Consider the following 19,875-nt stretch of genomic DNA (forward strand, 5'->3'; position numbering starts at 1 on the left):
TCGTGGCGCCCTCCCGTTCTCTCTGCATCCGAGTGTGTGGGCGAGAGAAGTCGCCCTTCACGCGCACGCGGGCCAATTAGACAAGGCTGGAGAACCCTATATCCGCCACTGCCAACGGGTGGCCGAGGCCGTTGACGGCGACAAAGCCAAGAGTGTTGCCTTTCTTCATGACGTTGTCGAAAAGGCGCCTGGCTGGACATCGGAGCGACTGCTTGATTCTGGCTTTTCCCCGGAGGTGGTGGCCGCCGTTGAAAGCCTGACGCACCGCACCGGGGAAACGAAGGATGCCTTAACGATCCGCGCTGCGTCAAACGCGCTTGCAGCTGTCGTAAAACGCGCCGACCTTTTGGACAATCTCTCCCAAGTGGAAAGGCAAGGCAAGGATGGGACGCAGTATAGGCGAAGACTGGTTCTGCTCGACGCTGCGGCAGCGTACGACGGTCATCGGGCGGAAAGTGAGTCCGCCGACCGAAAGATCGCCGCGTCATCAACTCGGGGTGAGGCTGGCGAGATCCGCCGCGAAGCCGCCGATCGCGTTGCAAAACGACTTGCTTTGCTTTTGGGAATGGCAGCGGCCGCTTTGATCTATCTTGTTCTCCGGTTCTGAAAGATGGTCGTCAGCGGGGCGCAAGGCTCGATCACTCGAGGGGAACACCATTCATGCGATAGGCAAGTTCGTCGCGCGCACGGCTGAGCCTGCTCTTGATGGTGCCGATCGCACAATCGCACATATCAGCTGCCTCCTTGTAGCTGAGGCCGTATCCGGCAACGAGTACCAGTACTTCCCTGTGGTCGGGTGCTAGCCCCTCGAGGGCGGTACGCAACTCGCCATTCAACACGCACCAATCCTGCGGGGCCGGAATGGGAATTGGAAGGTCGGCGCAGTTGACGGCACCCGGCGCCTCGCGCTTACGCAGCTTGTACTGCGTGCGAAACGCGTTGTGCATGATTGTGAAAAGCCAGGATTTGAGATTTGTTCCAGGTTGAAAACCATCGATACCGCGCAACGCGCGAAACAGCGTTTCCTGCAGGAGATCGTCAGCCTCGAAGCTTGAACTGACAAAGGTTCGCGCAAATGCGCGCAAGGCCGGGATCAGATCGACCACCTGCGTCTCAAGCGGCCGCGTCTGATCGTCGAGAACTGGAATAGAAGGCATTGTAGCTGCCTTTCGGGGTTGCCGGATTTCAATGTTAGTCAATGCGTGGCCGACAATTAAGTTCCCTTGGGTTTTAAGGCAGCGCCGGCCGGGAACCAACGCCCCCTGCGCTTGTTTTTGTTTCGTGTCGTGGATGTGCCTGCACGAAGATCTTGAAGGCTGCTCGAACGGAAAGCGAGGTTCCCGATGGAAGCGCTTGAACTGCAACTGATGGCCCACCGCAAGATCCTGACCGCGCTTATGACGATCGCGGCAGGCGATCCGGATTACTGGCACAAATTGATGGAACACCTTCGCGATGACCTTGTCATCCAAGGCCACGAGGAAGATCCAGGTGTAGTGCCGGGAATGGCGTTCGCCTCCCAAAATGCTCTTAGCGAGGAGCTGAGGACCATTGTCAGCCGTGCCGAACTACGCGCCGGCGATCGGACTAGATCGGAATAGCCAAGCTTCATTTCTTCAACCTGTTCGCGGTCGTCGGTCCCAGAGCAGTCTGATGCGCCGGCGACCACCAAGGAGGCATTCGGAATGATGGATTTGGAGGTTGACCGGCTTTGGAACGAGCCGGTGATACTGGATCGCGAGGGGCATTTGCTCCGGGTGCAAAGCACGCGGAGCTTATCTGTGTTGGAAAACCATTGGTCCCTGCACGAAGGGCCGGCATATGCGATGGCTATTGCCACCTGCTAGACGGGCTTTCTAGTGTCCAGGATGCCGGACGCAGCTGCGTCGGGCATTCGTCGATGCAGCTGCATCACTAACCTTAAGATTGTAGATCGATGTGGCTCCAAGGCGTTTAACTGCCAGATGGACAGCTTGTTCCAGCCGACATCTGCGCAGTCGCGCAGCCTCTCATCCTTTGAGCGTTTGTTGGAACGCACGGCGCCGTAAAAAGCGCGATTGTCGAAGCTGGCCGGCAGGTTACCGCCGATTGTGAATCCGCGCGAGAAAATCACGGATAAGCAGCGCTACCTGATCGAGGTGGGTCTCTAGGAGCCAATGCCCGCCATCTATGAAATGAAGTTCGGCGTCCGGCAAGTCGCGGAGATATGCTCGGGCAGATTTCTCCGGCATGTAGTGGTCGTTGTGTCCCCAGACGATGAGGGCAGGGGGCTTATGGTCCGCCAAATATCCGCGGTGTTGCGGAAACCATGACCGGTTCTCCTTCAAACCTGCGATCAGGTTGACGGCGATTTCCTTCCGCTTTGGTGTCATGAGGGACCAATGCAGTTTCCATAGGTCGGGAGGAATGGCCTCTGCGAGACTAGGCTCCAGGTCGTTCAGGAACTCTTCCCGGAAAATCTCCTCGGTCACCGCCTCGGCCAATGCGCGTTTCATTTCCGGCAACGGAAGCGCCCAGGTCTTTTCAATGTCTGCATATTTGGGGCCCAAGGCATCTTCATAGGGGATGTCGCCGTTCTGAATGATGAGCCCGACGACGGATGCCGGCCGTAGAATGGCCATGCGAATTCCGATCGGCGATCCGAAATCATGCAGATACAGAACGAAGCGATCGATCTTAAGTGCGTCGATGAAGCTGCTCAGAAAGGCTGCGTATCCGTCGAAGCTGTAGTCGAAATCCTCCGGCGTCCCGCTGTAGCCCGCACCGGGGAAATCCGGAGCGATCAGGTGCCAGCGGTCGGAAAGCCGCGGCATTAGATTTCGAAACTCGTAGGATGAACACGGATATCCGTGTGGTAGCAAGACAACCGGAGCATCTTGTCGTCCAGCTTCCCGATAGAAGACCTCAATGCCGGCAACCATGATCCGCCGATGCCGTACCAGCGTGTCCATAGCTAATCCTCCACACGATGAGCTGACTGCTTTCGAAGGGCATCGACCGATCACCAACAAGCGCAGCCGCTCGTGACCGGGAGATAACTGGTACCATCGCCGGTTGTTCCCTTTCGGGGAACCGGCGAGCGAATATGCTGGATACCCGAAGGTTGCCGCAAGGGCGACAGCGCATTCAATTTCAATATCTTGCGCATATATCTTGAAGCGACAGATGATCCGCGCCCTAATGTTGCTGACGCCGGCGCGCCTTCCCAGTCTCGATTATCGGCTATGCCGGCCGTCTTCGCGCTCCGGTTATGCCGTCGAAGCCGAAGCACGACGCAATGCCAGATACTCCCAAATGGCAACGCCAAAGAGGGTCGCTGTCGCCAGAAACTGGAGATGATAATTGGCGGCAAGCGCAGAAAGCACTCCTGCAAGGGCAAGGATCGCGAACCCGACAATGTGCGAAATCGGGAACTGGTGCGCCGCGGCCAACTTTATCCAGATGTTGCCAGCCAAAAAAAGCGCCGGGCCTCCGAGTATCGCCAGAGCGGTTTGCATCGTGCTTTCATCTTTGGCATGGGACAGGCTGAAGTCCTCTCCGACTGCCGTCAGGATGACGCCAGAAACGATTGGCAGATGGCCGTATGTGAAGAGATTGAGCGCCAATGTCTCGGGTTTCGACGTAGCCTCCGCTTTGTTGGCGGCTTTTTCCTGGCCGTGATGGAAGTAGATCCACCACATGAAACCGGTGCTTAAAAACGCGCTGCAGAAGACAGCGAAGGTCATGTCGTCCGCCATGTGCTCTGCGGCGTTGCGGCCGGTCGTCAGGATCGTTTCACCGAGGCAGATGATTACGAACAGCGCACAACGTTCTGCCATATGCTTGCCAGAAACGTCCAACGTCTCGGGCGCTGATTTCCCCAGGCCAGGAAGATAGTACCGCAGGGCCGGAGCCAGATATTCGACGAGAAGAGCGGTACTCCAAAATGCAATTCGCGGAGTCGTCTCCATTTGAGAACCCACAAGCCAGAAGGCGCTTGCAAGGACTAGCCAGAGGGTAATCCGCAGGAACGTCAGGAAAGAGGCCGGATCGACGCGATGATAGGCGTAGAGCATGAAAAAGGAACGCCCTATCTGAATGGCGCAGTAGATCACCGCAAATGCAAATCCATGGTCTCCAAACGCGTCCGGCAAGGCGATAGCCAGCAGGATACCCCCAAACATCAGGAGAAAGAGCATCAGCCGTACTGGATCTTGCTCGGTATCGAGAAGGTTTGTAACCCAGGTCGAGTGAATCCAGATCCACCAGATCGCAAGAATGAGCAGCGCCGCCTCGACAAGGGCTGTGGGGCCGAAGTCGCTAGCAAGTGTCTTTGCGAGCTGGACCAAAGCGAACACAAAAACGAGATCGAAGAACAGTTCGGGAAAGCTTGCTCTGGTCTGGTCGGCGTCGGCCTTCCTTATCCATTGCTTTCCAGTTGCCGCCCCCTTGGCCTCTGTCGGTTCTGCCGCTCGATGTCGCGACGCTGGGTGCATTATTGTTCCTCCGCCCGAGATGGAGAAAGAGGTAGAGCGGGACGGAGTTCCAGCAATATCCCACTCGATGAGGAGAAGGCCTCTGAAGGGATTGGAGAGGAGCACGATTGCTTACAACTATTCCCCCTGTTCGAAGGGGCCGCTCGCTTGCAAAGCGGGGCGTTGATGATGCCCACTTCGACAGAAACCGCCCCTCGAGAGCCGTCCACACACTCCATTTCATGCGGGATCCGAACTAGAAGGCGCAAAGCGGTACTCTGGGTTGTCTAAGCGCTGAGCAGGGTCAACGATCTTCACGCGCCCACATTACAGTCACCGCGATACAACGCATATGCACGGAAGGCCTCGGTCTGCAGGTTAGAGCGCGTTGGATACAACCTGAGTTGCTACCGATATCAACACAGCCGCCAACGCGACCACGGTCCCAAGTCGCAAAGCCTTCATCCAACGTACCCGCGTGCCGTTCCAATCATAGCCCATTTTGCTCCCCTGTCGGGATCATGCCGCTTGGGAATGGTCGTCTCTTTTCCTGTCGAGGACGTAAAACGTTTGCGTCCTCGTGGAAACTAGCCAAAGGATCCCCAGGCGAGGCCTGTCGCTATGATTGGAGCGCCAGGCCTCTGGCCGTCTCCTCCCCGTCCGAAGACGACTGGTGCTCGCTATCACACCGCTTGCCGGAACTCTATTTGCCCATCCGGGCTAAACCCTGTGGCTAATGAGGATATCGCGATGAAATCCCTTGAGTGCAGATGAGTAGCTTGACAGGCATTAACCTGTGGGCTGAGAAATCGGCTCATCTGAATTGGTGCTTGATCGGGAAGTGGCCGCTACTGGTATGGGAGGCGGGAAGGGCGCGTTTTGCCACGTTCAGCTGCGCCGGGGAAGTGTTTGGGGCAGGATATTTCGCAGGAACAATAGCCTTTATGCGACTTTCGAAATACGGAGCCACAGCGCTCTGGGTTGTGGTCGGTCTCGCCGCTGGTCAAATAGCGATCACGTCAGGGACGTCCCCGTTCTGGCTTCGGCAAAACGATGCAAAATCCTTGAGGAATTTCTCCCCCGCCGGACGATGAGCGGGGTCCATGAGCTTTTCCATGATTGCGTCTGGCGTCTCCTTCATAACGGGAAGCCGGAAGAAAATCGTCTCGGAGAAATTTGAGCTTAATGTCAAAAGGACGGTGCGCAGCGCTGCGAGCATGTCGTCGCCTCGGTGCGAAGCGTGGATGAGGGCTATCGGTTTTGCGATTACGGCCTCCCCCGAGACAAGCCAGTCGATGGCGTTCTTGAGGCCTCCGGGAATGGTGCGAACACACTCGGGGCCGGAGATGATTAGCCCATCACTTGCCGAAATTTTCTCGACGAAGCGGATGACGCTTTCTGGGGCGTTTGCGCCCTCCAGATCGGGAGAAAAGATCGGCAGCTCACCAATGTTATCAAAGACTTCAATGGAGCGAGGGATTGGAAAGCCCTCAACAAGGCCGAATTGGTGGAAAGCCGACGCGTACTTCCTGAAATTCCTAGGATCCTCATTCCTCAAGGATAGTGAAAATTCCGCAGCCAGCAAGCCATCGTGGACGCGGCGCCGCTTTCAAAAGCACATTGTCAACGGTGAGGAAGGTAAAACGAGGGAACAACGGGCGGCCTTTCCTCGTTGAGAAAAACCGGGCGAGGAGGACCAAACAATGAGTGACGAGCCGCGCGAACGCGATATTTTGTCGTTGAGTGACGACCCGCTGCCAAAGGCCGAGTTTGTTCTCAAGACACCACGCTTGGCGACGCAAAGAGAGCAGCTTGATGTGTTGCGGGCCGACGTGGCCCGGCTTGGCGAGCGCCTCATCGCCATAGCGGAGGGGACTTCCAGACTGGCGGCGCTCGAGGCGACCGTTGTTTTAGAAACGGTAGAAAGCGGTATCAGACGTCATCTCACGCCGGTTCTGATCACCGCGGGTGTTGCAGGTTATATCTGGAGCGCGTTCTTGAGGCGACGATAACTGTGCCCACCTGCTTTCTGCGACGGTGCAGCGCACTCGAAAAGACGTGGCTGAAAAAAGACGGTCCCCAAGGAGGGAGCCATCTTACACACGATCCGGAGAGATCCTGGATCGCTTGCGGGGTGCATCAATAGAACCGCTCGATCATAGGAATTTTCCCATGCCTGCGCGGCCGTTTCGTTGAAAGCCGTTTTTCAGCCTTGGATGTTCGAGCGCCGTGCCCTTCACTCTCATCTCCAAAAACAGAACGCGATTGCCTTGTCGCAATCGTGGCCATGCCCTAGTTCTTGAAGCGATTTTAGTCTGGGGCCTGCCTCGGCCACGTGCCACAGAACGGGTCGTATTTTATGATTAGGCGGAAAATGCATGCGCGGAAGTGAACGCGTTGAATTGAGGAATAGGACGCGGGATGCACATCAGCGGGTAGACGCGGCGGTCGGCGAGCTCAGCACTATCGAGGACTATCGCCGGTACGTAGCGCGCGTGTTGCCGTTTCGTGCGACAATGGACGAAGCGCTGAGGAACGTCTCTTGGCCTGAAGGCTGGAATTGGCGACCATCAGGGGTTGCAGAGCTGCTTGCTCAGGACGCGTGCGATCTCGGCTTGGCACCGGCGCGCCGCATTCGGCCTGATTTCGATCTTTCCGACCCAAGCGCGCTGCTCGGTGCCCTCTACGTGGTGGAAGGGTCGTCTCTCGGTGCGCGGGTCTTGCGTCAGAGGGCGTTGAAGCTTGGTTTCGATGAAACCTTCGGCGCGAAGCACCTTGTTTCGATGGCGAACGACACGACCCGATGGCCGTCCTTCCTGTCGCTCCTCGAACGAACCCGCGATTTTGACGTCGTTCGGTCTGCCGTCACGGCGAACGCCGTGTTTGCTCTCGCCCAAACTTGCTTTGAAAGTACATATCTTGTCGCCAGTTGAACCCGTCACCCTCGAGACTTGCGACAGGGAGCCCATTCATATCCCCGGGAGCATCCAACCGCACGGTTGTCTTCTGGCGTGCAATGTCGGGTTCACGACGATCGAACGCATATCGGCAAACGCTGCGAAGATGCTCGCCTGGGAGGGCAGCCTCCTTGGGCGGCCTCTTGTCGACGTGCTCGGCCCAAAGTTGTTGCATGATCTGCGCAATGCGCTTGCGGCCGCGGGAGCGGCCTCACGACCGGCCCTTTTGCTCGATGTCGCTTTTGGCGACCGCGTGTTCGACATTGCCGTCCACCTTCACAAGTCGGCCGTCATCATTGAGTTCGAGCCGGCGCCGTCGATCGGTCAGCCCTTGCATATCGCGCGCGAGATGATTGGCCGTATCAAGGACATCACCGACGTCGACCGTCTCGTGCAGCGCGCGTGCCGGATCGTTGCCGGTACCATCGGCTATGACCGCGTGATGATCTACCGCTTTGAGCAGGACGGATCAGGCAAGGTCGTCAGCGAAGCGAAACGCGCCGATCTTGAGAGTTTTCTGGGCCAGTATTTTCCAGCAAGCGATATCCCCCAGCAGGCCCGCGCACTTTATCTCAAGAACACCATTCGCGTCATTTCGGACGCGAGCGGTGCGCGCGTCCCGGTCGAGCCGGTTCTGGACGGATCCGGCGAACCATTGGACCTCAGTTTCGCGCACTTGCGCAGCGTTTCGCCCATCCATTGCGAATACTTGCGCAACATGGGCGTCGCCGCGTCGATGTCGATTTCGGTTGTTCTGGACGGCCAGCTCTGGGGGTTGATCGCCTGCCACCATTATTCGCCGCGCGCCCTGCCGATGGCTCAACGCGTTGCGCTTGAAGTGTTCGGCGAATTTTTCTCGCTGCACCTGAAATCTCTGAAGGAACGTCGCCGGGTTGCGGCCGTCGCCGGCACACGCGAAGCGCTCGACCGTTTTCTCATTTTGTCCTCCCATCACGAGGATGTGGGTGAGCTGTTGCGCCAAAGCCTGCGTGAATTCTCGCAGTTGCTGGCAAACGACGGCATCGGCGTCATGGTCGATGGCAAATGGGCGGGGATCGGCACCGCTCCGCCGGACGAAGAAAGAGCCGCTCTTCTGGACTTCATCCGCACTGTCAGCGAAGGGCGCGTTTGGGCGACACATGCCCTGTCACAGAAGTTCCCGGAGGCATCGGCCTACAGCGAGCGGCTTTCGGGCGTTCTCGCCATTCCCCTTTCGCAAACCGGCTCGGATTGCCTGGTGTTTTTTCGCAAAGAACTGGTCCAGACCCTCAACTGGGCCGGCAATCCTGAAAAGACCTATGAGGCAGGTCCACTCGGCGACCGCCTGACACCACGCAAGAGCTTTGCGATCTGGAAGGAGACAGTCCAGGCGCAGGCGCAGCCCTGGTCGGAGGCCGAGCGGGAAATCGCCGAGATCGTCCGGGTCGCGATCGTCGAGGTGGTGCTGCGACACAACGAGCTGGTGGCGGGCGAGCGGCGCAAGTCCGAGGTTCGGCAGCGGATGCTGAACCAGGAGCTTAGCCACCGCGTCAAGAACATCCTCGCCGTCATCAAATCTCTGGTGGCGAGCCCCCAACGGCACAAGAATTCGCTCGAAGCATATGTTTCGACGCTGCAGGGTCGCATCGAGGCGCTCGCAATCGCGCATGACCAGGTCGTGCGCGGCGATGGGGGCGGGATCCTGGCGGATCTCCTGGAGGCCGAACTCCAGCCTTACCGGACAAATCTGTCGACAATAACGCTCGAAGGTCCTGCCGTCTGGCTCGACAGCCGTGCTTTTTCGGTAATGGCGCTGGTGTTTCACGAGCTCGCGACCAACGCCGCCAAATACGGCGCGCTTTCGGTGACGGCTGGCGAAGTAGAGGTGCGCTGGACGATGACCGGCTCCGATTGCGACGTCTCCTGGCGCGAGCGAAACGGTCCACTCGTCACTCTGCCGTTACGCAGGGGATTCGGTAGTGCCCTCATCGAGCGCAGCGTCCCCTACGATCTTCATGGGCGCAGCTCCGTCCGCTTCGAACCATCGGGGCTTGAGGCAGAGTTCAGCATCCCCTCCCCACACGTCAAACTCACCGCGTTAGGTCCGACAATGGAAACATATACGGTCGGTACCGCCGCTCCCGAACAAAGCGGCCTTGGCCGTGCAAACCCCAGGGTTCTGATCGTTGAGGATCAGATGCTCATAGCGCTTGATCTCGAAGCGATGCTGTCGGACGAAGGGTTCTCGGAGGTTTCGACGGCGAGCTCCGTGCAGCAGGCCATGGCACATATCGAGAGGACTGCTCCGGAACTGGCGATTCTCGATATCAATCTCGGGCAGACCAATTCGTTCGGGATCGCCGGCGAACTCGTGCGCAGAGGCACTCCATTCGTTTTTGCTACAGGCTATGGCGAGGGAGCAGAACTGCCGCTGGACCTTATCGGCGTGCCGATCGTGCGCAAACCCTACAGCAGAAATGCCATCGTCGGAGCGCTTTCACTGCTGTGGGACGAGACCCTGTCCAGAGACGCGCAAAGGGCAGTGACAGGAACGACGAAGGGAAAGACCGAAATCGATGTCTGACATCAAGTCGCTGTCTCGCGAGCAACTCGAAGACGAGATCCTGAGGCTGAGGGCCCTGTCGCAGGGAGGCGCCGCGCTGAAGGTCCATAACGCCAGCGACGACGACGCGCGAGAGGCACGCTATCGAGCCCTTTTCGAGGCGATCGACGATGGTTTCTGCATTATTGGCTTCATCGACGGACCACATGGTCCGCTCAGCGATTACGTACACCTTGAAGCAAATTCCGGCTATGGCCGGCATACAGGCATCTCGGACATCGTCGGCAAACGGCTTCGGGAGATTGAACCCGGCAACGCGGATGTCTGGTTGGACGTCTATGGCAGCGTGTTGCGCACCGGCAAACCAGTGCGCTTCGAGCAGGAGTTCAAATCAGTCGCCAGGCATATCGAAGTTTCGGCCACCCGCATCGAGCCGGCAGGCCTGCGCCAGGTGGCGGTCCTATTTCGCGACGTAACCGAGAGGAAGAAGGCCGAAGCGGCGCTACGCGAGAGCGAAAGCCACGCGCGCGATAACATACAGCGTGTGCAAATGGCGATGGCCGCAGGGGCGATCATCGGCACGTGGCTGTGGGACGTGCCTACCGATCGCTTTACGGTCGACGAAGCTTTTGCGACCGCGTTTGGGTTCGATCCGCAGCAAGGGCGCTCAGGCCTGAGCCTTGCCGATATCGTCGGCGCCGTTCATCCCGACGATCAGGAACGAGTGACGGCCTCGGTCAGAGAGGCCCTGGCAAAAGGCGGAGCCTATGCCCACCAATACAGGACGCGTCGCGAGGACGGGAGGTATCGCTGGCTCGAGGCGAACGGTCGCGTGGAATGCAGCAGTGACGGTGTTGCGCTTAAATTTCCGGGTGTCCTGATCGATATCGAGGAGCGGCGCGCGGTCGAAGCCGAACGTGACCATGCCCTTGCGGCCCTCCGCACGCTCAACGAAACGCTAGAGCAACGGGTAGAGGAACGCACCGCAGCCCTTGTCCAGGCGGAAGACGCCCTGCGGCAGGCGCAGAAGATGGAGGCTGTCGGGCAACTAACCGGGGGCCTGGCGCACGACTTCAACAACATCCTCGCCGGCATCAGCGGCAGCCTTGATCTGATGAAAACTCGGCTCGCCCAGGGCCGTGTGGGTGAGATCGACCGTTATATGACGGGAGCACAAGGGGCGGTGAAGCGGGCCGCGGGCCTAACTCAGCGCCTCCTTGCCTTTTCCCGCAGGCAGACGCTCGATCCGAAGCCGTCGGACATCAATCGCATCGTCGCGGGTATGCAAGATCTGATCAGCCGAAGCGTCGGTCCTGGGGTGGCGGTCGAGACTGTCGGAGCAGGAGGGCTGTGGACGGCCTTCGTCGATGTTGGCCAGCTCGAGAACGCTCTGCTCAATCTTTGCATCAACGCTCGCGACGCGATGCCGGATGGTGGACGCTTGACGATCGAGACCGGCAATCGGTGGCTCGACGAACGCGCTGCGGCCCAACGTGGATTGCCGCCGGGGCAATATGTCTCCTTGTGCGTCAGCGACACCGGTACGGGCATGTCGCCGGATGTGGTCGCCCGCGCCTTTGATCCGTTTTTCACGACGAAGCCGATCGGACAGGGGACGGGGCTTGGCCTTTCCATGGTCTACGGTTTTGCCGGCCAATCCGGTGGTGCCGTGCGCATATACTCCGAAGTGGGCAAGGGCACGATGATCTGCATTTATTTGCCCCGCCACGCGGCCGAAGATCATAGCTCCGACATACCAGCCGACGCGGGGCCCGCGCCTGCAGCGACCGGAGTTCACACCATCCTAGTCGTGGACGACGAACCCCTGGTCAGGATGGTCGCGGTCGAAATTCTCGAAGAGCTGGGCTACGAAGTGCTGGAGGCGAGCGACGGCCCTTCCGCCCTTAAAATGCTTGATGCACGCCCCACAATCGATCTTCTGGTTACCGACGTCGGGCTGCCGAACGGCATGAACGGACGGCAGCTTGCGGATGCGGTGCGCGTCCAGCGTCCCGGTCTTAACGTACTCTTCGTCACAGGGTATGCGGAGAACGCAGTACTCAACCACGGGCACCTCGACCATGGCATGGAAGTGGTCACCAAACCCTTCACAGCTGACGTGCTGGCGCGGCGGGTCGAAAGCTTGATCCGCCAATGACAAGCGGGCCCGGCGCGCCAGGCTTGCTGCATTTCGCCGATGCACAGCCAACTGCGCTCAGCTGACGGGACCACCGGGCAATCTGCAAGTCCGCGCTCTTTTCAGGAGTTTCGAAGTGCTCGATAACCCTCGTTCTGGTCAAGCTACGCCCTTGGTCTGAATTTCCGTCCGACCAAAGCCCGTAAGGGGAACAAAAAATCAACCTCCGCATTTAGCTGTCGGCGACGACGGTCGTCGCGGCAAGGCGTTTTCGTTGGAAATTCAATCGCTTTCGATTTCGCGCTGATACCAAAAGGCATTCCCAGTGACGGGCAGAGGAGCAAAACCATGAAAGCGATCGGATCGCTGGCATTTGGCATCGCATTGTCCGTTTGCGCCAGCGCCGCGGCTGCGTCCGTCGCCTCACTCGTGCTGGCCAAGCCCACCGAACCTCCTCTGCTGAAGTCGGCTTCGGCTCCAGATCTTTGGACCGCAACACCGGTCCGGATCGACCGGAGCCAGCAGAACTACCAGCGTTTGCCGCCCGTCTATTCCACTTACGTCACGAACCCGGTTTCGGCGAAGCGAACATCGGGGCGTCTGGCACTCACCGCTCCAACCTTGGTGACCTCCCATACCGGCCTCTCGACAGCCCACCGCGATTGGTGCTCAAGCCGCTACCGGTCCTATAACCCCGAAACCAACGCGTACCGCTCATACGGTGGACAAATACGAACGTGCCAGTCGCCTTACGCGGTCATGTACCCGATCCACAAAGACCGGACGGCGCAAATCGATCGGCGGTTCGTGGGCTACGCGACGGCCGAATCGCGTACCGTCTCGTGTACCGTCCGCTATCAGTCGTATCGAGCCGATGACAACACCTACCAGCCCTACAACGGCCCTCGAAGGCACTGCCTTTATCCATCCCAAGATGCGCGCCTCGAAGCGAGCAACAGCGTGCGGCCCGTGTCGGGGCGATGAGCAGCCCGCAAGTCAACTGCGGCACGAACATTCTTCGGCGGCACCGGCCTCTCCCGGGCGTGCGTTGCGACGGCTGAGGCATTCAAGGGATCGCGATCCCGATGGATAGCGAGAGTAAAGCGGAAGAATGAGCGTTCGTCCGGCTATCCAACCTCTACCGGAACATGGAGATGCAAAGAGTTGGAGAAAATCACGCGAAAGCGCAAATTGCGGTCCAATCGGCCACTGTGGTCCAACACGCGTCATATCAAGGTTGTCGCGCAAAGTCGCATCTCCGTTGACAAAGTCGATGTGTTGATCGTCGGCGCCGGCATCGGAGGGGCGCTGATGGCGTGGTCCCTTGCCAAGCGAGACATGAAAATTCTCGTCGTCGACCGACGCTGGCCGGTACAAGGCAGCACTTTGGCGAGCACTGCGATGATCCAGCACGAGATCGATGTGCCGCTCCACCAGCTCACCACGATGATTGGGCAGGACAAGGCGCGGCGCGCATGGCAACGCTCCGCAAGAGCAGTGGAAACACTGATCACGCTCATCGACAGTCTTGGAATCGACTGTGGCTTTGAACAAAAGAAGTCTCTTTATCTGTCCGGCAATGCCTATGGTGCCCGCGCGCTTCGCTTGGAAATCGACGCGCGGCAGGCCGCTGGCATTTCAGCAAGGTTTCTCAAGTCTGCTTGCTTGCGCGAAGAGTTCGGTCTCAATCGGACTGCGGCAATCGAGTCCGATATTTCTGCAGCCGCAAATCCGGCGCAATTGACAGCCGGCTTGTGGCGCAAAGCCCAGAGGGACGGTGTTTCGCTCATAGGCGACACGGAGATTACCGACGTACGCAGCGTTGAAGGATGGAACGCCGCTGCGACCTCGACAGGCGAAATCATACTGGCCAAGCACGTTGTGTTTTGCACGGGCTACGAGTTTCTCGACGTCGTGGCCCACCAAGGCCATCGGATGGTATCCACCTGGGCGCTTGCGACTAAGCCGCACCATCCACGGCCTGACTGGCTAAAGAACTATGTTCTTTGGGAGGCATCCGATCCATACCTCTATTTTCGCTCGACCAAGGATGGTCGCCTGATTGTTGGAGGGGAGGACGAAGAAAGCGCCACCGCATTTGCGGACCCTATCAAGCTTAGAGCCAAATCCCAGATCTTGCGCGCAAAGCTGTCGGCGCTCCTGGAAATACCAATCGGCGAACCGGATTATCTTTGGGCCGCGCCTTTTGGCATTACCTCTGACGGATTGCCGCTTATCGGAAACGTTCCGGGGCTGGAGAATGTCTATGCTGTGATGGGTTATGGGGGCAATGGCATTACCTACAGCCAGATCGCTGCGGAGATCGTGTCGTCAGAGATTTTGGGCTACCGCGACCCAGATAGCGAATTGTTTGCCTTTCGCTGAGCTTTGAAGCCAGGCAGCAAGCAGAAAGGCCGCCGGAACGGCGGCCTTTGAAGATAAAGAGTGGAGGTAGCTTTGGATCAATGGAAACGCTGGTTTGAATACCAGTCGTGGATATCTTTCCTCGCCTGATCCTTGGCATATCCATAACGCTCCTGGATCTTGCCTTCGAGTTGCTCGCGTTTACCGTTGATCTGGTCGAGGTCATCGTCGGTGAGTTTGCCCCACTGCTCCTTGACCTTACCCTTAATCTGCTTCCAGTTGCCTTCAACACGGTTCCAATCCATTTTGGGGACGCTCCATTGCTATTTCAGGTACATTTCTTGAACGAGTGAGCTACGCACTTGTTCCGTTATTTGTTGAGACGAATGATGGTGCTGTTTGTCGGGCCCGGCTCTATGAACCTCGAGACAGTTTAGCCGACTGCAGGCCCTGCCTCGTTGGTTTAGGCAATGCTTATCCGTTGCCAGCGGCATTATGCCGGTATGCCGGCAACGGATGAATTTAGGACCCGAGAAGACGCCTTGGGGACATCAGCGCCTGTAGCGCCGCCGCTCCTGTTCAACCTCATCGGGAGTATAGGGAGCGAGCGTCGGATCAAAGCGCCGCCAGCCCTGCTCGGAATAAGAAGCTCGACGCTGCACCGGGTCGACCCAGCTACCGCGGCGTAGGATCGCTTCGGCATCCGCCTGGAGCGCGTCGTCGACCCGTGCCGTGACGACCGCGCCACCGCGCCGTACGCCTTCCGCATAGACATGGGCATGTTCTTCCGGAACGCCCGAATCCGTCATCGCTCCGATAATCCCGCCGGCGGCACCACCTGCTACCGCGCCGGCGGCAGCACCCGCCGCGGTCGCGGCAAGCCAACCGGCTGCGACCACCGGACCGACACCCGGGATGGCCATGACCCCAAGGCCAGTCAAAAGGCCGCCAATCCCACCGACCGCAGCGCCGACACCGGCGCCTGTCCCAGCGCCTTCAGCCGCGTTGCTTTCGTTTGCAGTGCCGTACCGATCCCCAACATTGTTGGAAACGATGCTGATGTCGTCCGACGGCACGCCGCGATCTTCAAGGGCTGACACAGCGGCGCGGGCGTCCGAATAGTCGTCAAAAAGTCCACTAACGGTTTTCATGGGGATTTCCTCGTTCTGGAGTTAGTTGGCAACAATGTTGCCCTGGTAGTCGAGCGCGACCTGCATGGATTTGCCGTCCTTCGAGGCAGTTGCACGCCAGACGCCCTTGTCGTCGAGCTTTAGACCGGTCACATCGGTGTAGCCGGCATCAGTAAGGCGATCCTTGGCCTGTTCTTCAGTGAAACTGTTGGCACCGGCGACGGGCGCTGTTGGATTGGTGGTGTCTGGTGTTGCCACGGCAGGCGTATCACCATCTGCCGTAGCGGGAGGTGTGGCGGTCTGCGCGAGCGCGCCCAAACTCGATACGCCGAGGAAGACCGCGGCTAGCAGGATATTTTTCATGATTTTGTTCCTCGTTTCGATCCTCGAGATGCGGGCATCCGGAGGAAAAATTTGAGATCATAAGAGCCACATCTCCGTTCGTTTCGACCCGGTGAGCAGCATGATGGATTATATGCAGCAGACTGAGGGAACACTGCGCTTCAGCATCAATGCTCCCTTCGGACGGACTCTACATGGCGTCCATGCCCTTGATGGCATTGTCGAGATGCGACGTGCATTTCTCCATGTCGTTCGCCATCATGGCATCTCTCGCCATGGTGAGTTCCTTGGTGGACTCGATCTTTTTTGCGCCGTCGGAGATTTGCGCGACTTGCTGTTCGGCCTTAGCGATTGAAGCTTCATCGCAAACGACCTTTTGCTGTGCCAGAGCGGGGCTGGCAAATGCCGCGATGAGGGCGAAAGTAGCAATCCGTTTCAGCATTTGTATGTTCTCCATTGGGCCGATACGACACCGGCGTTCACCGCGATTGAACGGCAAAACGGGTCGTTCTGTTCCGTTGATAGCGGGCCGAAAAGCGAAGTTTTTTCAAGGAACATCCAAGCGTTTGGTGCGTTAGGAGCGCGTGCAACTGTGGGTCTAGATGTGCGCTTTTTATGGGCTTTTGGCCGCCTTGAGAGTGAACAGCGAGCGCGGGTGCCGGTGCATAGGACGGAGGGCTTTGCGCGCTAGTCTTGTGGGTGGTCGTCAGGGGCGAAGATGCTCCCCGTCTCATCGCCATCCCAGTAGGTGACTTTCGACGCGTGAACCTTGATCATTAAAAGACCGGGTGTGTCCACGCCTTGGGGAAACCATCTTTCAAGCTCGCTCATCCAATGCTCGGCAAACGTCTGCTTGTCACCCACGAGCGAAGCATTCCCTTGGATTGCAATGAAAATACCGGGTTTGCCGAGAAGGCTCGGACGAGCGGTGTAAGTCAGGGCTACCTTCGGATCTGCCTTGATCTCGGTGATTTTTTGTGACTGCTCAAAGCAAAAGAACCAGGTGTCCCCCTTATAGTCCACGTCGCCATTGTTGCTCATTGGTCGACTGGAGATGGTTCCGTCTGCCTTCTTTGTCGAAAGCATGCCGAAGTCGATATTCTTCAGTTCGTTGGAGATGTCGTTGAGCGTCAAAGTCATCGTGCACTCCCGTTGGCGTTCAGGTCCTAACCGCGAGAGCACAAACAGGTTCCTTGACACCGCCCTGGCGCACGTCGTCGGTCACGGTTCGCTGAAACCGGTCGCGGAAACACGGGAGCGACCTGCAGGATCGTTGCGAAAGATCAGTCCACCCCGCGCCTTCGATCGCGCAGGCACGTAGTCAAGCGTGATCTCCGCGGTCTCTATGACATTATCGTTGTCGGTGATTTCGCCACGTACGACGACGGCGGCCGCCGTTCGGTCGGCTGCATTGTTAACATCGAACATGACCAGATATCCGCCAGCACTCCCCGCGCTGCTGACGATCGTCACCGAGAGGTCCGGAGGCCCATCGGCCTGGGTTGCAGCCTGATAGCTGATCCAGCCAATAAGCGCCGTGATCAGGATGGTGGAAACCGCACCGGTCGTCCATTCGATCCAATGCGCTCGACGATTTTCAACGGAGCCTGGTTTCGGGGACTTTGCCATCACGTTACCTACAGAATGAGGCGCGCTGCGGCTGCGCCGATTGCGCTCGGGAAGGCGAGGACAGCCGTGGCGACAATCGCTTGTGTTGGATCGAGGCCGTCCAGCCGATGAAACGTCCATAGGCAATAGAGGCTGATCGCGAATGCGATGACGTAACCCGGCGTTGTGAAGCGGATAAGGGCATGCCAGCCAGGTGTGTTCTCATCGAGTTCATGGCCGCCTATGAAAGACAGGGCGTAGACGAAGCCATGCATCAGCAGGATCGACGCCAAGATTGCGGCAATGGCGTGCCACAGCGACATCTTAAAGGATATCAGGATCATTTCTTCGGTTGGGGCGACGTTGAGACCGAGAAACAGAGCCCCAACGACCATCATAAAAAGTTCGCCACCGTAACCATCGCCCCGCGTCTCGCCGATCGGATCCTTCTCGTCCTCGCCGCTTTCGGTTCGTGTCCCCAGTTCGCTGCGGCCGAGCAAGGCGCCAATGCTGGCTGGGACCGCCTGAATGGCGATCATTCCAAGCACTTCCGGCAGGGCCTGGCCAATCTTTAGGACGCCAATCATGAAAAGAACAAAGACACTCGCCGCGATACCCAGGCAGTATGCAATGCTTGCGTCTCGCAGCGCTTCGCGCCACGTCGATACATTTTCAAAGCCGATCCGACGCGCAAGGAGGACAAGCAGCGGAATGTTGACCACAAGCAAAATAAGCAGCCGGTCGCGGTCGATGTAGAGGCCGAGTTCCCACATTTCCATCGTGAGGAACATAGGCAGCGCAAAAAGCAACGCGCCGGCGAAGCCGCGTGCGAGGCCCTTCGCGAAGCGGCCATGGTCAAAATCGGCCCGCGTCCCGCCCTTGGTCATCTTTCCCTCTCAAGGTTGCTGTCGGCCTCGCAAGGACGCGGCAGCATTTCTCTGACAGAGGTAACGTCGAGAGACAGCGCAAGTTCCTGATGTCCAGCCGGCCGGTCCAGCCCCTCAATGTCGGCGTTTCCTTGCTTGCATCGATCAAGTGCACATCGAACCCGTTCAGCCGTCCGCACTCAGGTGATCGCGACCGGCGCGTAGCGCTCATGCTTTCGTTGCTCAGGGCATTGGAACAATAACAACGTCCACGTCTTTCCACGGGGTTGGTAGCCCTTGGGAAAGGGAATGTTCGTGAAGTTGGAGCAGTAAGCTATGCCCTTGGGTTCTTTCGACAAGGCGGGGAGTGAAGATATCTTGCGAGCGAGGCTTGCGGCCATTGTGGAGTCGTCCTTCGACGCCATCGTCAGCAAGGATCTCGATGGTACCGTGCGAACCTGGAACGGCGCAGCCGAACGCATGTTCGGCTACTCAGCCGAGGAGATGGTCGGGCGATCAATCCTGACGATCATACCCACTCATCTTCACGACGAAGAGCGAGATCTGCTGCACCGCCTGCGCAAAGGTGAAAGGATTGAACCGTTCGAAACCGTCAGGCAGCGCAAGGACGGCAGCTTTGTAACCGTTTCGCTGACGATCTCCCCGATCCGCAACTCCAAGGGCCGCATCATCGGAGCATCCAAGGTTGCGCGCGACATCACATCCGCAAAGGACCGTGAAAGGCGAATTCGCCTGCTGCTGCGGGAGGTCAACCACCGGGTCAAGAACCACTATGCCATCATTCTTTCGATGATCCGGCAGAGCAGGAGCGAAGAAACGGAACCTGCGGTTTTCCAGAAGGACCTTGAAAACCGCATATGGGCCCTTTCGGCATCCCACGACCTGATTGCGTCGGCAGATTGGCAAGCAACAGATCTAAGAGGCCTGGTCGAAAAGCAGATCGCAGCGTTTCATGCTGAAGCGTTCTGTCAGATTTCTGGCCCGGGCATCGCGCTTGCCCCAGCTGCAATCGAAAATCTTGGGATGGCGATCCACGAGTTAGCCCTTCATTCGTCAAAGGGCGGCGTATTGCGGTCGCGTGCCGGCACGATTTCAATTACCTGGGCGCTGGCCACTTCCCCGGCAGGCCTTGCCTTTTCGATGTCTTGGGATGAGCACCCTGGCCCTGAAGGTCGCGACTATCAGTTGCCGCGCTCGGGTTTTGGCGCGGTCGTGCTAAAGAGGACAGTGCCGCAGGCCCTAAACGCCAAGGTGGAATCCGCCCACGGAGACGGATTTGCCCGGTGGCGGTTGGTCGGGCCCGCGGACCGCTTCCTGGAGTGGCCGCGCTTCTCTCTGTGAAATCACTGCAGTGACCACTGTGCACTGTCACCAAAATGTGACAGGCGGTGCCTGGCGAGAATGAGGTGGCGGCAGGGAGATGGAAAAAGAACGAGGGAGCCATAGTTAGAGCT

At 58.4% G+C, this 19,875-nt stretch carries 19 protein-coding genes; 8 read left to right on the top strand and 11 right to left on the bottom strand.

The annotated features are described in order from the left end of the window. Window positions 1–34: 34 nt before the first annotated feature. The gene (locus tag AC3WVQ_RS31665) at window positions 35–607 is read left to right on the top strand and encodes an HD domain-containing protein (protein ID WP_492383446.1); all 573 of its coding nucleotides are present in this window, start codon (window positions 35–37) and stop codon (window positions 605–607) included. A 31-nt stretch (window positions 608–638) separates the two neighbouring features. Here the strand turns inward: AC3WVQ_RS31665 and AC3WVQ_RS31670 are convergent, their stop codons facing one another. The 4 genes from AC3WVQ_RS31670 to AC3WVQ_RS31685 all read right to left on the bottom strand — a co-directional run bounded on the left by AC3WVQ_RS31670 (window position 639) and on the right by AC3WVQ_RS31685 (window position 6,012). Beyond that, the gene (locus AC3WVQ_RS31670) at window positions 639–1,478 is read right to left on the bottom strand and encodes a sigma-70 family RNA polymerase sigma factor (RefSeq protein ID WP_234824498.1); all 840 of its coding nucleotides are present in this window, start codon (window positions 1,476–1,478) and stop codon (window positions 639–641) included. A gap of 600 nt (window positions 1,479–2,078) precedes the next feature. Further along, entirely contained in the window at window positions 2,079–2,951 is an 873-nt protein-coding gene (locus AC3WVQ_RS31675; protein ID WP_060609818.1) for an alpha/beta fold hydrolase, read from the bottom strand. A gap of 297 nt (window positions 2,952–3,248) precedes the next feature. Further along, window positions 3,249–4,475 carry a low temperature requirement protein A gene (locus AC3WVQ_RS31680; RefSeq protein ID WP_192444507.1) on the bottom strand — a complete coding sequence of 409 codons (1,227 nt, stop codon included), beginning with the start codon at window positions 4,473–4,475 and terminating at the stop codon, window positions 3,249–3,251. A 982-nt stretch (window positions 4,476–5,457) separates the two neighbouring features. Next, window positions 5,458–6,012: an NADPH-dependent FMN reductase gene (locus AC3WVQ_RS31685; RefSeq protein WP_492383447.1), complete on the bottom strand. Its 555-nt coding sequence runs from the start codon at window positions 6,010–6,012 to the stop codon at window positions 5,458–5,460. Window positions 6,013–6,157: 145 nt separating this feature from the next. Here AC3WVQ_RS31685 and AC3WVQ_RS31690 point away from each other — a divergent pair, with 145 nt between their 5' ends. The 6 genes from AC3WVQ_RS31690 (at window position 6,158) to AC3WVQ_RS31715 (ending at window position 14,475) form a co-directional block, all read left to right on the top strand. Then, window positions 6,158–6,466, top strand: coding sequence for a hypothetical protein (locus AC3WVQ_RS31690; protein WP_090299791.1), 309 nt, complete (start codon window positions 6,158–6,160; stop codon window positions 6,464–6,466). A 366-nt stretch (window positions 6,467–6,832) separates the two neighbouring features. After that, a complete protein-coding gene (locus AC3WVQ_RS31695) occupies window positions 6,833–7,387 on the top strand; it encodes a biliverdin-producing heme oxygenase (RefSeq protein WP_492383448.1) in 555 nt (184 codons plus the stop codon). Beyond that, window positions 7,374–9,974, top strand: a complete 2,601-nt coding sequence (locus AC3WVQ_RS31700; RefSeq protein ID WP_492383449.1) for an HWE histidine kinase domain-containing protein — start codon at window positions 7,374–7,376, stop codon at window positions 9,972–9,974. The genes AC3WVQ_RS31695 and AC3WVQ_RS31700 overlap by 14 nt, the downstream gene beginning before the upstream one ends. Next, on the top strand, window positions 9,967–12,111 hold the full coding sequence (locus AC3WVQ_RS31705) for a response regulator (protein WP_082566423.1): 2,145 nt from the start codon (window positions 9,967–9,969) through the stop codon (window positions 12,109–12,111). The genes AC3WVQ_RS31700 and AC3WVQ_RS31705 overlap by 8 nt, the downstream gene beginning before the upstream one ends. 327 nt (window positions 12,112–12,438) lie before the next feature. After that, window positions 12,439–13,074: a BA14K family protein gene (locus AC3WVQ_RS31710; protein ID WP_113554079.1), complete on the top strand. Its 636-nt coding sequence runs from the start codon at window positions 12,439–12,441 to the stop codon at window positions 13,072–13,074. 180 nt (window positions 13,075–13,254) lie between these two features. Continuing rightward, window positions 13,255–14,475 carry an NAD(P)/FAD-dependent oxidoreductase gene (locus AC3WVQ_RS31715; RefSeq protein WP_112985841.1) on the top strand — a complete coding sequence of 407 codons (1,221 nt, stop codon included), beginning with the start codon at window positions 13,255–13,257 and terminating at the stop codon, window positions 14,473–14,475. Between the two features lie 77 nt (window positions 14,476–14,552). On the opposite strand, the gene AC3WVQ_RS31720 is transcribed toward AC3WVQ_RS31715, so the two are convergent. The 7 genes from AC3WVQ_RS31720 to AC3WVQ_RS31750 all read right to left on the bottom strand — a co-directional run bounded on the left by AC3WVQ_RS31720 (window position 14,553) and on the right by AC3WVQ_RS31750 (window position 18,421). After that, the gene (locus tag AC3WVQ_RS31720) at window positions 14,553–14,759 is read right to left on the bottom strand and encodes a CsbD family protein (protein WP_492383450.1); all 207 of its coding nucleotides are present in this window, start codon (window positions 14,757–14,759) and stop codon (window positions 14,553–14,555) included. A gap of 246 nt (window positions 14,760–15,005) precedes the next feature. After that, a complete protein-coding gene (locus AC3WVQ_RS31725) occupies window positions 15,006–15,605 on the bottom strand; it encodes a general stress protein (RefSeq protein ID WP_060530547.1) in 600 nt (199 codons plus the stop codon). Window positions 15,606–15,626: 21 nt separating this feature from the next. Next, entirely contained in the window at window positions 15,627–15,947 is a 321-nt protein-coding gene (locus tag AC3WVQ_RS31730) for a PepSY domain-containing protein (protein WP_060530546.1), read from the bottom strand. Window positions 15,948–16,116: 169 nt separating this feature from the next. After that, complete coding sequence (locus AC3WVQ_RS31735; protein ID WP_034794901.1) at window positions 16,117–16,368, bottom strand: hypothetical protein; 252 nt, start codon at window positions 16,366–16,368, stop codon at window positions 16,117–16,119. A 245-nt stretch (window positions 16,369–16,613) separates the two neighbouring features. Further along, a complete protein-coding gene (locus tag AC3WVQ_RS31740; RefSeq protein ID WP_492383451.1) occupies window positions 16,614–17,066 on the bottom strand; it encodes a pyridoxamine 5'-phosphate oxidase family protein in 453 nt (150 codons plus the stop codon). An 81-nt stretch (window positions 17,067–17,147) separates the two neighbouring features. Next, complete coding sequence (locus AC3WVQ_RS31745) at window positions 17,148–17,555, bottom strand: TIGR02588 family protein (protein WP_060516686.1); 408 nt, start codon at window positions 17,553–17,555, stop codon at window positions 17,148–17,150. Between the two features lie 8 nt (window positions 17,556–17,563). Further along, window positions 17,564–18,421, bottom strand: coding sequence for a TIGR02587 family membrane protein (locus AC3WVQ_RS31750; protein ID WP_060608044.1), 858 nt, complete (start codon window positions 18,419–18,421; stop codon window positions 17,564–17,566). Between the two features lie 315 nt (window positions 18,422–18,736). On the opposite strand from AC3WVQ_RS31750, the gene AC3WVQ_RS31755 reads away from it, so the two are divergent. Next, window positions 18,737–19,762: a PAS domain S-box protein gene (locus AC3WVQ_RS31755; protein WP_492383452.1), complete on the top strand. Its 1,026-nt coding sequence runs from the start codon at window positions 18,737–18,739 to the stop codon at window positions 19,760–19,762. Window positions 19,763–19,875 lie beyond the last annotated feature (113 nt).

It is taken from the genome of Ensifer sp. EB106-05-01-XG146, from assembly GCF_058791875.1.

Bases quoted from the DNA above. Each gene is read 5' to 3' on its own strand.
- AC3WVQ_RS31695 (WP_492383448.1), top strand. From the start codon at position 6,833: ATGCGCGGAAGTGAACGCGTTGAATTGAGGAATAGGACGCGGGATGCA.
- AC3WVQ_RS31690 (WP_090299791.1), top strand. From the start codon at position 6,158: ATGAGTGACGAGCCGCGCGAACGCGATATTTTGTCGTTGAGTGACGAC.
- AC3WVQ_RS31735 (WP_034794901.1), bottom strand. From the start codon at position 16,368: ATGCTGAAACGGATTGCTACTTTCGCCCTCATCGCGGCATTTGCCAGC.
- AC3WVQ_RS31675 (WP_060609818.1), bottom strand. From the start codon at position 2,951: ATGGACACGCTGGTACGGCATCGGCGGATCATGGTTGCCGGCATTGAG.
- AC3WVQ_RS31755 (WP_492383452.1), top strand. From the start codon at position 18,737: ATGCCCTTGGGTTCTTTCGACAAGGCGGGGAGTGAAGATATCTTGCGA.
- AC3WVQ_RS31730 (WP_060530546.1), bottom strand. From the start codon at position 15,947: ATGAAAAATATCCTGCTAGCCGCGGTCTTCCTCGGCGTATCGAGTTTG.
- AC3WVQ_RS31750 (WP_060608044.1), bottom strand. From the start codon at position 18,421: ATGACCAAGGGCGGGACGCGGGCCGATTTTGACCATGGCCGCTTCGCG.
- AC3WVQ_RS31720 (WP_492383450.1), bottom strand. From the start codon at position 14,759: ATGGATTGGAACCGTGTTGAAGGCAACTGGAAGCAGATTAAGGGTAAG.
- AC3WVQ_RS31740 (WP_492383451.1), bottom strand. From the start codon at position 17,066: ATGACTTTGACGCTCAACGACATCTCCAACGAACTGAAGAATATCGAC.
- AC3WVQ_RS31710 (WP_113554079.1), top strand. From the start codon at position 12,439: ATGAAAGCGATCGGATCGCTGGCATTTGGCATCGCATTGTCCGTTTGC.
- AC3WVQ_RS31705 (WP_082566423.1), top strand. From the start codon at position 9,967: ATGTCTGACATCAAGTCGCTGTCTCGCGAGCAACTCGAAGACGAGATC.
- AC3WVQ_RS31680 (WP_192444507.1), bottom strand. From the start codon at position 4,475: ATGCACCCAGCGTCGCGACATCGAGCGGCAGAACCGACAGAGGCCAAG.
- AC3WVQ_RS31745 (WP_060516686.1), bottom strand. From the start codon at position 17,555: ATGGCAAAGTCCCCGAAACCAGGCTCCGTTGAAAATCGTCGAGCGCAT.
- AC3WVQ_RS31725 (WP_060530547.1), bottom strand. From the start codon at position 15,605: ATGAAAACCGTTAGTGGACTTTTTGACGACTATTCGGACGCCCGCGCC.